The organism is Pseudomonas graminis (assembly GCF_900111735.1).
GTDB lineage: Bacteria > Pseudomonadota > Gammaproteobacteria > Pseudomonadales > Pseudomonadaceae > Aquipseudomonas > Aquipseudomonas graminis.
In genome coordinates this window covers 78,070-92,326 of the sequence record NZ_FOHW01000018.1, presented here as the reverse complement: position 1 = coordinate 92,326, position 14,257 = coordinate 78,070, and the positions used below count along the sequence as shown (strand labels likewise).

The 14,257-nt window shown below is 59.0% G+C and carries 16 protein-coding genes; 4 read left to right on the top strand and 12 right to left on the bottom strand.

Translation table 11 applies throughout. The annotated features are described in order from the left end of the window. Both ribF and murJ read right to left on the bottom strand, forming a co-directional pair. Window positions 1–948 carry a bifunctional riboflavin kinase/FAD synthetase gene (gene ribF / locus BMY98_RS15105; protein ID WP_074890515.1) on the bottom strand — a complete coding sequence of 316 codons (948 nt, stop codon included), beginning with the start codon at window positions 946–948 and terminating at the stop codon, window positions 1–3. A 118-nt stretch (window positions 949–1,066) separates the two neighbouring features. After that, entirely contained in the window at window positions 1,067–2,611 is a 1,545-nt protein-coding gene (murJ, locus tag BMY98_RS15100; protein WP_074890513.1) for a murein biosynthesis integral membrane protein MurJ, read from the bottom strand. Between the two features lie 250 nt (window positions 2,612–2,861). Here murJ and rpsT point away from each other — a divergent pair, with 250 nt between their 5' ends. Then, entirely contained in the window at window positions 2,862–3,140 is a 279-nt protein-coding gene (rpsT, locus tag BMY98_RS15095; protein ID WP_037015424.1) for a 30S ribosomal protein S20, read from the top strand. An 83-nt stretch (window positions 3,141–3,223) separates the two neighbouring features. Here rpsT and BMY98_RS15090 read toward each other — a convergent pair whose 3' ends face one another. From BMY98_RS15090 to rplU, 5 genes are all read right to left on the bottom strand, one after another. Next, window positions 3,224–3,694: a CreA family protein gene (locus BMY98_RS15090; protein ID WP_074890511.1), complete on the bottom strand. Its 471-nt coding sequence runs from the start codon at window positions 3,692–3,694 to the stop codon at window positions 3,224–3,226. A gap of 29 nt (window positions 3,695–3,723) precedes the next feature. After that, a complete protein-coding gene (proB, locus tag BMY98_RS15085) occupies window positions 3,724–4,842 on the bottom strand; it encodes a glutamate 5-kinase (RefSeq protein WP_074890509.1) in 1,119 nt (372 codons plus the stop codon). Between the two features lie 85 nt (window positions 4,843–4,927). After that, on the bottom strand, window positions 4,928–6,151 hold the full coding sequence (cgtA, locus tag BMY98_RS15080) for an Obg family GTPase CgtA (RefSeq protein WP_074890507.1): 1,224 nt from the start codon (window positions 6,149–6,151) through the stop codon (window positions 4,928–4,930). A gap of 241 nt (window positions 6,152–6,392) precedes the next feature. Further along, entirely contained in the window at window positions 6,393–6,665 is a 273-nt protein-coding gene (rpmA, locus tag BMY98_RS15075) for a 50S ribosomal protein L27 (protein ID WP_037015434.1), read from the bottom strand. A 33-nt stretch (window positions 6,666–6,698) separates the two neighbouring features. Further along, window positions 6,699–7,013: a 50S ribosomal protein L21 gene (gene rplU / locus BMY98_RS15070; RefSeq protein WP_003176051.1), complete on the bottom strand. Its 315-nt coding sequence runs from the start codon at window positions 7,011–7,013 to the stop codon at window positions 6,699–6,701. 239 nt (window positions 7,014–7,252) lie between these two features. On the opposite strand from rplU, the gene BMY98_RS15065 reads away from it, so the two are divergent. Further along, on the top strand, window positions 7,253–8,221 hold the full coding sequence (locus BMY98_RS15065) for a polyprenyl synthetase family protein (protein ID WP_074890505.1): 969 nt from the start codon (window positions 7,253–7,255) through the stop codon (window positions 8,219–8,221). Between the two features lie 172 nt (window positions 8,222–8,393). Continuing rightward, window positions 8,394–8,636: a PA4570 family protein gene (locus BMY98_RS15060; RefSeq protein WP_074890503.1), complete on the top strand. Its 243-nt coding sequence runs from the start codon at window positions 8,394–8,396 to the stop codon at window positions 8,634–8,636. 82 nt (window positions 8,637–8,718) lie between these two features. Here BMY98_RS15060 and bamJ read toward each other — a convergent pair whose 3' ends face one another. From bamJ to BMY98_RS15035, 5 genes are all read right to left on the bottom strand, one after another. Continuing rightward, window positions 8,719–9,336, bottom strand: coding sequence for a BamJ family beta-barrel-assembly machinery protein (gene bamJ / locus BMY98_RS15055; protein ID WP_074890502.1), 618 nt, complete (start codon window positions 9,334–9,336; stop codon window positions 8,719–8,721). 83 nt (window positions 9,337–9,419) lie between these two features. Next, window positions 9,420–9,725: a DUF6482 family protein gene (locus tag BMY98_RS15050; RefSeq protein ID WP_074890500.1), complete on the bottom strand. Its 306-nt coding sequence runs from the start codon at window positions 9,723–9,725 to the stop codon at window positions 9,420–9,422. A 139-nt stretch (window positions 9,726–9,864) separates the two neighbouring features. Further along, complete coding sequence (locus BMY98_RS15045) at window positions 9,865–10,353, bottom strand: TIGR00645 family protein (protein ID WP_065987683.1); 489 nt, start codon at window positions 10,351–10,353, stop codon at window positions 9,865–9,867. Between the two features lie 170 nt (window positions 10,354–10,523). Then, window positions 10,524–10,856, bottom strand: a complete 333-nt coding sequence (locus BMY98_RS15040; RefSeq protein ID WP_074890560.1) for a PA4575 family protein — start codon at window positions 10,854–10,856, stop codon at window positions 10,524–10,526. Window positions 10,857–11,041: 185 nt separating this feature from the next. Then, on the bottom strand, window positions 11,042–13,474 hold the full coding sequence (locus tag BMY98_RS15035) for a Lon protease family protein (protein ID WP_074890497.1): 2,433 nt from the start codon (window positions 13,472–13,474) through the stop codon (window positions 11,042–11,044). Window positions 13,475–13,754: 280 nt separating this feature from the next. Here BMY98_RS15035 and BMY98_RS15030 point away from each other — a divergent pair, with 280 nt between their 5' ends. Continuing rightward, entirely contained in the window at window positions 13,755–14,243 is a 489-nt protein-coding gene (locus tag BMY98_RS15030; RefSeq protein ID WP_065987685.1) for a DUF3015 domain-containing protein, read from the top strand. Window positions 14,244–14,257 lie beyond the last annotated feature (14 nt).

Below are 14,257 nucleotides of genomic sequence, written 5' to 3'. Positions count from 1 at the left end.
TCAGGCTCTAAAGTTTAGCGGTTGGTCGTGCCAGTGGGCACGAGCGGCAGCGACATCCGCATCGATCGCCGTCTTGAGCGCCTCAAGGGAGGCAAAGCGCTGCTCATCACGCAGCTTCTGGTGGAATACCACCGTCAAACGCCGGCCATAAATATCGCCGGTAAAATCCAGAAGGTGAATCTCCAGGTGGGGACGTCCATCGCCCGCCACGCTGGGACGCACGCCAATGTTGGCGACGCCCGGCCATACCTTGCCGTCAATCTGCGCGCTGACCAGATAGACACCGGTCAATGGCACGCGACGACGTTTGAGTTGCACGTTGGCCGTGGGCGTACCCAACTGACGCGCCAGCTTCTGACCATGCAGTACCCGGCCAGAGATTTCGAACGGGCGGCCCAGCAAATGCTCGGCCAGGGTGAAGTCTGCGGCGGCCAGCGCTGTGCGCACCTTGGTGCTGCTGACGCGCACGCCATCGATCTCGACGGTCTGCGCCGCTTCGACGGTGAAGCCCTGTTCGGCGCCGACTTTTTGCAGGAAATCGAAATCGCCCACTCGGTCACAACCAAAGCGGAAGTCGTCGCCGACCTCCAGATGCTTCACGCCCAGGCCATCGATCAGCACGGTGTCGACGAACTCCGATGCACTGAGCTTGCTGAAGCGCTGGTTGAATGCCAGACACAGCACCAGATCAACACCCTCGCCAGCCAGCAGGTCGAGCTTGTCGCGCAGTCGGGCCAGACGGGCCGGGGCCGTCTCGGGAGCGAAGAACTCGCGCGGTTGCGGTTCGAAGATCACCACACAACTGGGCAAGCCGAGCTCGACGGCCCGTTCACGCAGTCTCGCCAGGATAGCCTGATGACCCCGGTGTACACCGTCGAAATTGCCAATAGTGGCGACGCAGCCCCGGTGCTGCGGGCGCAGATTGTGAAGGCCTCGAACCAGCTGCATAACGCGCTTCTTGCTCATAAAGTGGCCGATTATAACCACACACCGCCGTCTACGACAGGCGACACATCCGGGCAAACCACAACAATCGACGTTAACCGGCAGAAAACGACGACTGATCCTACAGGATCGCCTTGCGAGCGAAATGCCTGACCCGGAAACCCAACACCAGCAAGGTGCCGAAATATGCCACGACACCCGCCAGCACCAGCACGCCCAGGCGCAGGAATCGCTGCAGCATCTCACCGTCCGACCAGGCGGGCATAACATGCATCAGGCCCAGCAGGACGGCGGACATGACCGCCACGGCGACAATCAGCTTGCCTAGAAACACAGGCCACCCCGGCTGCGGCTGAAACAGGTCCTGTTTGCGAAGCTGCCAGAACAAGAGCAAAGCGTTCAGGCACGCTCCGACACTGATGGCCAGCGCCAGACCGGCATGTGCAAGGTGGATGACGTAGACGAAAAGCAGGTTGAACAGTTGAGTCACTATGAGGGTGAAGATCGCGATTTTCACCGGCGTGCGGATATTTTGTTGAGCATAGAATCCCGGGGCGAGCACCTTGATCACGATAATGCCCAGCAGCCCGACCGAATACGCGACCAGTGCACGCTGGGTCATCGCAGCATCTACGGCGTCAAACTTGCCGTACTGAAACAGCGAAACGGTCAGCGGCTCGGCGAGCAGCCCGAGCGCCAGGGTGCACGGCAGCACCAGCAGGAAACACAAGCGCAGGCCCCAATCGAGGATACGCGAGTATTCGTGGCGATCCCGGCTGGCGTAGGTTTTCGAGAGAATCGGCAGAAGAATCGTCCCCAACGCAACGCCCAGCACACCGGAAGGCAGCTCCATCAGACGGTCGGCGTAGTACATCCAGGACACCGATCCGGCCACAAGGAACGAGGCGAATATGGTGTTGATGATCAGCGAAATCTGACTGACGGAAACGCCGAGCATGGCCGGCAGCATCTGCTTCATCACCCGCCAGACACCGGTGTCGCGCAGGTTCAGGCGCGGCAGCACCAGCATGCCGATCTTTTTCAGGTGCGGCAGTTGATAAAGAAGCTGCAGCAGCCCGCCCGCCAGCACCGCCCAGCCCAGCGCCATCACCGGCGGGTGGAAATACGGCGTGAGGAACAGCGCGAAGAAGATCATCGCCAGATTAAGCAGCGTCGGCACGAACGCCGGAACGGAGAAGCGATTCCACGTGTTGAGGATCGCGCCGGCCAGCGACGACAGCGAGATGAGCAATATATAAGGAAAGGTGACCCGCAGCAGATCCGAGGTGAGCTGGAATTTTTCCGGCGTATCGGCAAAGCCCGGCGCGGTGGCCCAGATGACCCATGGGGCGAACACGACGCCCAGCACGGTGACGATCGCCAGGGCGAGGGTTAGCAGGCCGGTGACATACGCGACAAATGTGCGGGTCGCCTCTTCGCCCTGCTGGCTTTTGTATTCCGCGAGGATGGGCACGAATGCCTGGGAGAAGGCGCCCTCGGCAAAAATCCGGCGCAGCAGGTTGGGCAGCTTGAAAGCGATAAAGAAGGCGTCAGTGGCCATGCCGGCGCCAAATGCACGCGCGATGATGGTATCGCGGACAAAGCCCAGCACCCGCGAAAGCATCGTAATAGAGCTAACGGCGGCAAGCGATTTGAGTAGATTCATCGAAAGGTTGTACGCCTGACCAAAGGAAGCGCCAAAGCGCGTTCCATATATGCGATACTCCGCGCCGCAAAACAGCTCAGAGCCAAAGCCCGCGAGTTTACAGGTCGCACGCCGGAAAGAAATCACCTCGGCACCACACGGCGACCACTCAGCGGAACGCATCAACTGCCCTTGACAAGTGTCAAACTCATCGGCATGATTCGCGGCCTATTTTGTTAGCTATTTCCCAAGTCTTTCGAGGAGCTCGACGGTGGCCAACACACCTTCCGCCAAAAAACGTGCAAAACAGGCTGAGAAGCGTCGCAGCCACAACGCCAGCATGCGTTCCATGGTTCGTACCTACATCAAGAATGTAGTTAAAGCCATCGACGCTAAAGACGCTGAAAAAGCGCAAGCTGCTTATGTTCTGGCTGTGCCAGTTATCGACCGTATGGCCGATAAAGGCATCATCCACAAGAACAAAGCTGCTCGCCATAAAGGTCGCCTGAATGGCCACATCAAGGCTCTGAACCTTGCTGCTGCAGCCTAAGCGATTCGCTTGTTAAAAAACCGACCCCAGGGTCGGTTTTTTATTGCCTTCGATTTGCCTCTCTTCGATTCGCCTCTATAGCTTCAAGGCGTCGGCGCAGGCGTCCATGGCAGAATCGGAATCGCAGTCACGGCGTTCTGCGGGCTGCCCTCGATCACCTTGTCGCTATAGACGAGGTACACCAGCGTGTTGCGCTTCTTGTCGAGGAATCGCACGACCTGCATGGTCTTGAACACCAGCGAAGTCCGCTCCTTGAACACTTCGTCGCCGTCCTTCAACTGCTCCTTGAAGTGAATGGGCCCGACCTGCCGGCAAGCGATGGACGCTTCGGCACGGTCTTCCGCCAAACCCAGACCGCCCTTCACTCCGCCGGTTTTCGCGCGAGACAGATAGCACGTCACACCGTCGACTTTGGGGTCGTCAAATGCTTCGACCACGATCCGATCGTTCGGACCCACCATCTTGAACACGGTTGATACCTGGCCGATCTCTTCAGCCGATGCCAGCAACGGCAACATCAGCAACGCGCCTACCAGCCCTTTCATGACTCGCATGTATGCTTCCTTCTTTTTGATGATGCACTTCAGACCAGAATCAGGTTGTCACGGTGCACGAGCTCAGGCTCAGCCATGTAACCCAGCTCCTTGACGATGGCGTCAGAGGGCAGGCCTATGATCTTCTGCGCTTCGAGCGCGCTGTAATTGCTCAGACCCCGAGCGATCTCGCGACCGTCAGCCGCCACGCACACCACCATCTCGCCACGACGAAAGCTGCCCTGCACCAGCTTGACGCCGACCGGCAACAGGCTTTTGTGGCTTTGAGTCAGCGCTTTCACCGCGCCCTCGTCCAGCACCAGCGTGCCACGGGTTTGCAGGTGCCCGGCCAGCCATTGCTTGCGAGCCGCGAGCATTTCGCGCTCAGGAGACAGCAACGTGCCCAAGCGCTCACCGGCTTTCAGGCGCGCCAGGACGCGCTCGATGCGGCCACCCACAATGACGGTGTGTGCACCGGAACGGGCGGCGAGTCGTGCAGCACGCAACTTGGTCTGCATGCCACCACGACCCAGCGCACCGCCGGTGCCGCCAGCCACTGCATCAAGGGCGGGGTCATCGGCGCGCGCTTCATAAATGAGCTGCGCCTCGGGATTATTGCGAGGATCGGCGTCGAACATGCCGTCACGGTCAGTCAGAATGACCAACAAATCAGCTTCAACCAGGTTGGCCACCAACGCCGCCAGCGTGTCGTTGTCGCCGAAACGGATCTCGTCGGTGACGACGGTGTCGTTTTCGTTGATGACAGGGATGACTCCCAGCTCAACCAAAGTACGCAACGTGCTGCGGGCGTTCAGGTAGCGCTTGCGGTCGGACAGATCGTCGTGGGTGAGAAGAATCTGCGCGGTGTGCCGCTGATGCTCGGCGAAACTGGACTCCCACGCCTGCACCAGACCCATCTGACCGATTGCCGCAGCGGCCTGAAGCTCATGCATGGCACTCGGTCGCGCAGTCCAGCCCAGACGGCTCATGCCGGCCGCTACCGCGCCGGACGACACCAGGACCAGTTCGACACCCGCCTCATGCAGGGCCACCATCTGCTCGACCCAAACACCCATCGCGTTGCGATCCAGACCTTTGCCGTCCGCTGTGAGCAGCGCACTTCCGATCTTCACCACCCAACGCTGGGCACCTGTCACCTTGCTCCGCATGATCTTTCAACCTTAAGCCAGAGAGTCCGAATTCTAGATACCAAAACGCCGCTTCAAGAGCGGCGTCGTAGTTTACTTCAGTCGATCAGTCGCGGACGTAAATGATTTCCGGACCATCTTCGTCTTCCACGTCTTCCTCATCCCAATCATCATCGCCGATGTCATGCACGCTCTTCACGCCGCTACGGCGCAGGGCACGCTGATCATCCAGCGCCTGCAACTGAGCGCGAGCTTCGTCTTCGATGCGTTGATCCAGCTCAGCCAGCTCAGCGGCGTACGCCGGGTCATTGGCCAGACGATCAGCGCGATCTTCGAGATAGCGCATGATGTCGTGGGTCAGGCGATCGGTGCCTTCTTTGGCGATGGCCGAGATCACGTAGACAGGGCCGGTCCACTCCAGGCGATCAATGATCTCCTGCTTGCGGGCCTCATGCTCTTCTTCGAGGATCTGGTCGCACTTGTTCAGCACCAGCCAGCGATCACGGTCGGCCAGCGCAGGACTGAACTTGAACAGCTCGGTGACGATGACCTCAGCGGCATCCGGCGCACTGCTTTCATCCAGCGGCGCCATGTCGACGAGATGCAGCAACAGACGCGTACGCGCCAGGTGCTTGAGGAAACGAATCCCCAGGCCCGCACCGTGGGAAGCGCCTTCGATCAGGCCGGGAATATCGGCGACGACGAAGCTTTTCCAGCGATCGACGCTGACGACACCCAGGTTCGGCACGAGCGTGGTGAACGGGTAATCAGCAACCTTTGGCTTGGCAGCGGACACCGAACGAATGAACGTGCTCTTGCCAGCATTCGGCAACCCGAGCAGACCGACGTCAGCCAGCACTTTCAGCTCAAGCTTGAGGTCACGCTGCTCACCCGGCTTGCCCGGCGTGGTCTGACGCGGTGCCCGGTTGGTACTGGACTTGAAACGCGTGTTACCCAGACCGTGCCAGCCGCCATGGGCCACCAGCAGACGCTGACCGGCTTTGGTCAGGTCACCGATGACTTCCTGGGTACCAGCGTCGATCACGGTGGTGCCAACCGGCACACGCAACACCAGCTCCTCACCCTTGCGACCGGTGCAGTCGGTGCTGCCGCCGTTCGAACCGCGCTCGGCGTCGAAGTGGCGGGTGTACCGGTAGTCGACCAGGGTGTTGAGGTTTTCGTCGGCGATCATGTAGATCGAGCCGCCGTCACCACCATCACCACCGTTGGGACCACCGTTCTCGATGAATTTTTCGCGACGGAAGCTCATGCAACCGTTACCGCCATCACCGGCCTTTACTCGAATGGATACTTCATCAACAAATTTCATAGCGCACGCCTCCCGTCACAAAGACGAGCAAACAACATAGATTCATAAGGCTCTTGCAAAGATGAGCGTTGCGATACCGATCAAAAACCAGCGACTTCACACCACAACGGCCCACACAAACAGCTTTGCAAGAGACTCACCAGAAACAGGACCTTCTACAAACGAAAAAGCCCTGTCATCGACAGGGCTTTTCAGCTCAGGAGGTGTGAAGGTCAGGCCCTCAAACCCCCTGAACGCAAGATTATGCCGCGACTTCAGTCTTTGGCACGATGCTTACATAGCGACGACCGAAGGCGCCTTTAACCTGGAACTTGATCACGCCTTCGACTTTAGCGAACAGGGTGTGATCTTTGCCCATGCCAACGCCGTAACCAGCGTGGAATTGGGTGCCGCGCTGACGCACGATGATGTTGCCCGGAACGATAACCTGGCCGCCATACATCTTCACGCCAAGGCGTTTGGCTTCTGAGTCGCGACCGTTACGGGTACTACCACCAGCTTTTTTGTGTGCCATGAGTCAATTCTCCTAGTGAGGATTAGGCTGAAATTAAGCCTGAATACCGGTGATTTTGATCTCGGTGTACCACTGGCGGTGGCCCATACGCTTCATGTGGTGCTTACGACGACGGAACTTGATGATGCGGACTTTATCGTGACGACCTTGGGAGATCACTTCAGCCACAACGGTAGCGCCTGCAACAACTGGAGCGCCGATGTTCACGTCGTCGCCATTGGCAACCAACAGAACGCGATCAAAGGTAACGGATTCGCCGGTAGCGATTTCCAGTTTCTCAATCTTCAGGTATTCACCTGGGGCGACCTTGTATTGCTTGCCGCCAGTAACGATTACTGCATAAGACATGGTGTATCTCCGATAATCCTGCTCACCCAGCTCTTTATAGGAAGAGGTATTGGCTGGCATGGCTGCACAAGGCTGGAAGGCCGACATGCAATTGCGTAAGGCAGGTGCTGCCCAGGAAGTTAGGGTGCGCGATTGTACGCAAGCGATCAACGCCTTGCAAGCTGCGTTATGTCACGCCTTGACAGGGTGGGGCCTGCAACCTAGCATGCCGCGCAACCCTTCTGGAGCACGTCTCGCTGATGCAACCCCAAGCCTTCTACACCGCTGTGGCGGACGACTTTACAGCCGTCGACCACATTATCAAGAAGCAGCTGACATCGCGCGTGCCGCTGGTCTCCAAAATCGGCGACTACATCACTTCTGCCGGCGGTAAACGCCTGCGTCCGTTGCTCGTTCTGTTGTGCGGCAAAGCGCTGGGTTCTGGCGGTGATGACCTGCGCCTTTTGGCGGCGACCATCGAATTCCTGCACACCGCCACTCTGCTCCACGACGACGTGGTCGACATGTCCGGCATGCGCCGCGGCCGCTCGACCGCCAACGCGATGTGGGGCAACGCACCCAGCGTGCTGGTAGGAGATTTTCTGTATTCGCGCTCGTTCGAGATGATGGTTGAACTGGGCTCGATGCAGGTGATGCAGATCCTGTCGAAGGCCACCCGGATCATTGCGGAAGGTGAAGTCCTGCAGCTGTCAAAAGTGCGCGACGCCAGCACCACCGAAGAAACCTACATGGAAGTCATCCGCGGCAAAACCGCGATGCTCTTCGAAGCGTCTACCCACAGCGCCGCAGCCCTGGCCAACGCTGGCCCGGAGCAAAGCGAAGCGCTGCGCACCTTCGGTGATCATCTGGGTGTCGCTTTCCAGCTGGTCGACGACTTGCTGGACTATCGCGGCGATGCGGAAACCCTTGGCAAGAACGTCGGCGACGACCTCGCTGAAGGCAAGCCTACTCTGCCACTGATCTACACCATGCGCGAAGGTACGCCTGAACAAGCCGCGCTGGTTCGTCAGGCCATTCAGAAAGGTGGCCTGGAAGATCTCGAAAGCATTCGCGATGCCGTGGAAAAATCAGGGGCCCTCGAGTACACCGCACAACTGGCGCGCGACTACATCGCTCGCGCCATTGCCTGTCTGGATGTACTGCCGCCGAGCGTCTATCGCGACGCACTGGTGGAGCTGAGCGAATTTGCGGTCGCTCGCACACACTGACCGCTGCCCTGCCCTGCTCCGCTGAAAGCCCGTCCACATGACGGGCTTTTTGTTGCGCGCGATTCAGGGCCGCCCACTGATCTCCAAGCAGCCGATGAGAATTAATCTCAAATAGATCCTTGCTATTCCTAAGATAGGAATTATTCTCATTGAAACACTCAAGGAGAATCACATGACCTATCTGATTGATGCCTGGCTTGATCGGCCACAGCCCTACCTGCGCATCCTCGATCGCGAGACGGGGAAAGTGTGCGCGGTGCTGGAGGAAGAGGCGCTTGACGAATTGCGGGATCAGGGGGATCTGGATGTCATCAGCCTGAGTTCCAGCGAACCCGGTGTTCAAAAGGAGATGGTGCGAAGTTTGTTTCTGTTCTGCTATGCGCGGGCGTTGCGTCCGGCCAATGAGCTGCATTGATGGGAACAGCAAAAACGACAATGCCGAGCCAGCGCGGGGCTGACTCGGCATCTGTCGAGCGTGAAGCGGTCGCTACAGAATCTTACAGAACGTCCAGCAGCTCGACGTCGAAGACCAGAACGCTGTGCGGCGGAATGCTGCCAACGCCCTGAGCGCCGTACGCCAGTTCGCTAGGAACATACAGACGCCATTTGCTGCCGGCCTTCATCAGTTGAAGGGCTTCGGTCCAGCCTGGAATCACGCCGCCAACCGGAAATTCAGCTGGCTCGCCACGATCGTAGGAGCTGTCAAACACAGTGCCGTCGATCAGCATGCCGTGGTAATGCGTGCGCACGTTGCTTTCGCGGGTCGGCTGAGCGCCTTCGCCCGCAGTAACCACTTCATATTGCAGACCGGAGGCCAGAGTGGTCACGCCATCACGCTTGGCGTTCTCGGTCAGGTATTCCTTCCCGGCGCCAGCCGCTGCTTCAGCCTTTGCGGCTGCTTCGGCTTGCATGATTTCGCGAATGACTTTGAAGCTCGCGCCCATTTCTTCCTGGCCAACACGGCTCGGTTTGCCGGCAAAAGCGTCGGTCAGGCCGGCCAGAATGGCGTCGAGGTCGACACCCGGTGGCGGGTTGTCACGCAGTTGGTCGCCCAACTGACGACCAATACCGTAGCTGACGCGGGTTTCGTCGGTGGACAGATTGACTTCGGACATGACACTGCTCCGCTGAAGAGCGCCCTCGGGCGCCCGTATTTAAAGGCCGGGCAGCCTAGCACAAAGCGTAATACCCGTAACCTCTACCAGGCCGAGCGAATGGACAGGGGAATCTTGACGTTCTGATCCAGGTCATCGTGTACGCCGCACATCTCATCGTGAACCACGGCGTGAACCAGACTGAACGGCAAAGGCGGCACCGACTGCAAGAGCTCGCGCGCGTGCTCGACGGAACGCAGGTGCAACGCCTTGTTATGGGTGTCGACGAGACGGTGTGCGACGCCCTGCATCCGTGCTTCCAGCAGGTAGATGCCGCCTTCGATGGAGATGAGGTTGAGTTCGTCGATGCGGCCTGCGCCGGCGTGTGAGTTGAGTTCCTGCAAGTTCATGGCTAAGCCTCGTGATCACTGGCTGAATGAGCGAACCCCAAGTCTCGCTGACCCTGGCCTGAGCGCAAGGGACCAGCAGTGCCACTGGTCATATTTGCTCAGAACGCTGCTATCGCCGCGCCGCCACAAACGCAGGCACTCAGTGCTTGGTCAGCTTGTCCAGATAGCCCATCGCGAAGGCCGAGACCACGAAGGTCATGTGGATGATTACGTACCACATCAGGTATTGCGGCTCTATGTTCTTGGCGTCCATGAACACCCGCAACAGGTGAATGGACGAAATCGCGACGATGGACGCGGCGACTTTCATCTTCAGCGACGAAGAGTCCATCTTGCCCAGCCAGTTGAGCTTTTCCTTGCCTTCGTCGATATCCAGCTGGGACACGAAGTTCTCGTAGCCGGAGATCATCACCATCACCAGCAAACCGCCGACCAGGGCCATGTCAATCAATGACAACAGCACCAGGATCAGGTCCGACTCAGCCAGAGCGAAGACATTGGGGATGATGTGGAAGATTTCCTGGAAAAACTTCAGCGCCAGCGCCAGAAGCCCCAGAGACAAACCAAAGTAGATCGGCGCCAGCAACCAGCGCGATGCGTACATGGCATTTTCGATAAAACGTTCCATTGAAGCTCACAGATAATTTAAAAGCCCGCGAGTATAGGGGGAAGGCCGATTAGCACAACCCACCGCGAAAAGAGTTGAAACAATAACGCGAGATCAGGCTTAGGGAACGCTCGACGAATCCGCATGTGCAGACTGCAGACAACAAACGCGAGACTCGTCGAAACGCAGGGTCAGCTGGCCGGAGAAGTGCGCTGACTCTGGGCGGCGTCGCTGTTGATTCTTCGCAGCTCCCCCTGCAGGTGAAGCCCCCAGATCGGGATTTCCTCTGCCGCTTGATAGCCATGCAACACCAGGCTTTCAGCAATGGCATCAAGCACCGATTCGGCAGCAACCGGTCCATGAAAAGGCCCCTGAGCCTTCAGTGCGGAGGGCTGCTCGCCAGACATCCCGGCGGCGAACAACAAGGTCCACATTCCTTTATCGCCTGACAGCGGGCGAACGACACATTCGATTCGGGTCACCAGACCCAGGCATTGGCGAGTAAGGCAGAGGCTGCGCGGCATGGCGAGCTCCTTATTGATTGCAGTATTCATCTCCTTCGCATAACGAGGGAAACGCGTCAGTCCCTTTGACAACTGCTGCAACCCGACAATATCGAACAAATACCCCGTTGGAAAAGCGCGAAAACGAAAAGGGCGCCGAATGGTCATTTTGCCATCAAGCGCCCCGTTTCATTGACGTCAAAGGCCTAGCTTTTCAGCTCGGGCTGTAATTGTGGCGCCTCCTTTTCGAGCTCTTTGAGGTCGTCGTCGCTGAGCATTTCAGCGATGTCGCGCAGGCGGTCCACCACCCTGCCGTTGACTGAATCATCGGGGAATTGACCGTCTTCATCCGCTTCACCGACCGGCATGCCCACCAACAGGCTGAGCGCCTCGTCCACCTGACGCACGGCGTACACATGGAACTGCCCGGCGCGCACGGCTTGTAGCACGCGCTCGTCGAGCATCAGCGTGGCGACGTTGGCATGGGGAATGATCGCGCCTTGGTCACCGGTCAGACCTCGGGCTTCGCAGAGTCGGAAGAAGCCTTCGATCTTCTCGTTGACGCCGCCGACCGCCTGAACCTCGCCGAACTGGTTGATCGAACCGGTGATAGCGAAGCACTGCTTGAGCGGGGTTTTCGAGAGTGCGGAAATCAGCGTGCAGACCTCGCCGAGGGAAGCGCTGTCGCCATCGACGTAGCCGTAGGACTGTTCCAGCGCGATGCTCGCGGAAATGGCCAGCGGGAATTCCTGGGCATAACGGCTGCCCAGATAACCGGTGAGGATCATCACGCCTTTGGAGTGGATCGGCTGGCCAAGATTGACCTCACGCTCGATGTCGACAATACCGCTGCCGCCCGGGTAGACCGTCGCCGAAATGCGCGCCGGCACACCGAACGCGGAATCCCCCACTTCCAGTACCGTCAGGCCGTTGCACTTGCCGACTGCCGCGCCATGGGTGTCGATCAGGATGATGCCAGCGAGCATGTCGTCGAGAATGCGGGCGGAAACGCGACCGGTGCGGGTGGCCTTGGCTTTCAAAGCGCGCTCGATGTGCCCGGCGTCGGTGCGTTCGTCCCCGGCCACGCTGCGGATGAAGTCCGCTTCGCTGACCAGTTGAAACAGATCGCCAATACGCGCCGACAAGCGCCCCTGGTGCTCGGCGAGACGCGCGCTGTAGGTGGCAAGGCGCGCCACCGCATCCGCCGTCAGGGGCGCCATGCCCTCCTCCGAGGTGCGGGTTTTGAGCAACTGGGCGAATTGCTCCAGGCTCTCGTCGACCATAGGAATGTCTTCGTCGAAATCCACCAGCACCCGGAACATCTCCTGGAAGTCCGGATCGAGGTCCTGCAGCGTGTAGTACAGCGACCGCGCGCCAATGATGATGACTTTGACCTGCAGCGGGATGGTCTGCGGGGTCAGGGTCACGGTGGCAAGACGGCCCAGTTCACCCAGTGGTGCTTCCATCTTCAGCTTGCGCGATTGCAGGGAGCGCTTGAGGGCGTCCCACACGAACGGCTCGCTGAGCATTTTCTCGGCTTCAAGCACCAGGAAACCGCCGTTGGCCCGGTGAAATGCCCCAGGCCGCATTTGCCGGAACGTGGTGTAAAGCGCGCCCTGATCGGTGCTGTATTCGATGCGGCCAAAGAGGTTGTCGTAGGTCGGGTGCGGCTCGAACACCACCGGCGCGCCACCGCTGACAGAGTGGCCGACCATCAGGCTTGGGCAGTATTGCTCTTCGAGCAGCTTGCGCGCCTGGGCATCGGTTTTACTGTCGTCGACCAGTTGCTCGACCACGGTTTTGAGCAGGTTGACCTGCACCGCCTGAAAGTAAGCGCACACCGCGGCGTTTTCGGCGTACTGCTCGGACAACGGTGCCAGCAGCGGCTGAAGCGCGAGGATGATGGTCTCTTCATTGAGCTCACGCATCTGGTTGTTGGACTCGCGCTTCCACTGCGGCAGGCTGGCGAGTTCTTCATTCAACCGCTCTTCCAGCGTCGAAATATCGGTATGAAAACGCTCGCGCTCGGCTTCCGGCAACTGCGAAAACTCGGCCTCGTCCAGTGCCTTGCCTTCGAGCATCGGGGTGAACGCGATGTTGGTGTTATCGCGGTACAGCGCGATGTCCTTTTCCAGCGCAAGACGCTCGATAACATCGAGGGCGCGGTCGTAGCGCTGATTGAAAGCGCGATCGATCGAACTCTTTTTTTGCTGGTAGGACGGATGCTCGAACACCGCAGGAAACGTCGACAGCAGGTTGTCGATCAGTCCGTTGATGTCGGCAATGAAAGCGCTGGCGCTGCCGGGTGGCAGTTCCAGTGCGCGCGGCTCACGGGCGTCGTCGAAATTGTTGACGTAGACCCAGTCCGACGGCGTCTGCATGCGCTTGGCTTCGGCCTTAAGGTAGCGTTTGACGAAGGAAAAACGGCCGGTGCCGGGCTCGCCCATGACGAACACGTTGTAGCCGGGGCGCGGCATGGCGACGCCGAATTGCAGGGCTTCGACCGCTCGTTCCTGACCGAGCACGCCGCGAAAGGGTTCCAGATCGTTGGTTGTCGTGAAGCTGAACTGTTCAGCGGAAAAGGGACGGGTCAGCGCTTCGGGCGCAAGTCGCAAGCTGGCAGCAACAGAATCGGGCATCGGACATCCTTACATCAGGCGGGGCAGATGGGCGCATTCTGGCGCTCGCCGCACCGCACTGGCAAGGCATGAACCGCCTGATCGCTTTTCCGTATGAGGAAGCGACCTACACACCCGGCGGAAGCGGATTACACGCAACAATCTGTAATTACTGACGGAACGTTCATATCGTGCCTAAACTCCAAGTTGCGCGACCGGCAACAATTTAAATAGCCGGTTCGCCCTGGCGCACTTCCGGCCAGGAATCCGACCCTTGGTTGAAACAACAGAGACTAAAGCTATGAAACGGATTCTTCTTGGTACTCTCTTCGCCGCTGTGTCCATCAACGCCATGGCTCAAGCTCCTGGCGGTCCGGACTGCGGTTGGGGCAACATGCTGTTTGAAGGTCAACGCGGTACTCCCGCTCACTTCCTCGCTTCCACCACCAACGGTACTTCGGGTAACGCCACCTTCGGCATGACCTCGGGCACTAACGGTTGCTCCACCAACAGCGCGCTGACTTACGGCGGCAAATCCTGGATTGCCATGAACGGCATGATGGATGAGCTTTCCAAGGACATGGCCATGGGCCAAGGCGAAGCACTGACCACGTACGCGGTCGTGTTGGGCGTTGCACCGGAAGACCGTGCGCATTTCGCCGCAGTCACCCACGAGCACTATCAGCAGATCTTCACCAAGGCCGACGCCACTGCTGAAGACGTTCACACCAACACCATCGACATCCTGAAGAACGATCCGACTCTGGCTAAATACGCGACCCAAGCCTAAAGTCGTGCCGCCTG

Coding starts and splice junctions, on each gene's coding strand:
- ribF (WP_074890515.1), bottom strand. CDS start 948: ATGCAGCTGGTTCGAGGCCTTCACAATCTGCGCCCGCAGCACCGGGGC.
- murJ (WP_074890513.1), bottom strand. CDS start 2,611: ATGAATCTACTCAAATCGCTTGCCGCCGTTAGCTCTATTACGATGCTT.
- BMY98_RS15090 (WP_074890511.1), bottom strand. CDS start 3,694: ATGCGAGTCATGAAAGGGCTGGTAGGCGCGTTGCTGATGTTGCCGTTG.
- proB (WP_074890509.1), bottom strand. CDS start 4,842: ATGCGGAGCAAGGTGACAGGTGCCCAGCGTTGGGTGGTGAAGATCGGA.
- cgtA (WP_074890507.1), bottom strand. CDS start 6,151: ATGAAATTTGTTGATGAAGTATCCATTCGAGTAAAGGCCGGTGATGGC.
- rpmA (WP_037015434.1), bottom strand. CDS start 6,665: ATGGCACACAAAAAAGCTGGTGGTAGTACCCGTAACGGTCGCGACTCA.
- rplU (WP_003176051.1), bottom strand. CDS start 7,013: ATGTCTTATGCAGTAATCGTTACTGGCGGCAAGCAATACAAGGTCGCC.
- BMY98_RS15065 (WP_074890505.1), top strand. CDS start 7,253: ATGCAACCCCAAGCCTTCTACACCGCTGTGGCGGACGACTTTACAGCC.
- BMY98_RS15060 (WP_074890503.1), top strand. CDS start 8,394: ATGACCTATCTGATTGATGCCTGGCTTGATCGGCCACAGCCCTACCTG.
- bamJ (WP_074890502.1), bottom strand. CDS start 9,336: ATGTCCGAAGTCAATCTGTCCACCGACGAAACCCGCGTCAGCTACGGT.
- BMY98_RS15050 (WP_074890500.1), bottom strand. CDS start 9,725: ATGAACTTGCAGGAACTCAACTCACACGCCGGCGCAGGCCGCATCGAC.
- BMY98_RS15045 (WP_065987683.1), bottom strand. CDS start 10,353: ATGGAACGTTTTATCGAAAATGCCATGTACGCATCGCGCTGGTTGCTG.
- BMY98_RS15040 (WP_074890560.1), bottom strand. CDS start 10,856: ATGCCGCGCAGCCTCTGCCTTACTCGCCAATGCCTGGGTCTGGTGACC.
- BMY98_RS15035 (WP_074890497.1), bottom strand. CDS start 13,474: ATGCCCGATTCTGTTGCTGCCAGCTTGCGACTTGCGCCCGAAGCGCTG.
- BMY98_RS15030 (WP_065987685.1), top strand. CDS start 13,755: ATGAAACGGATTCTTCTTGGTACTCTCTTCGCCGCTGTGTCCATCAAC.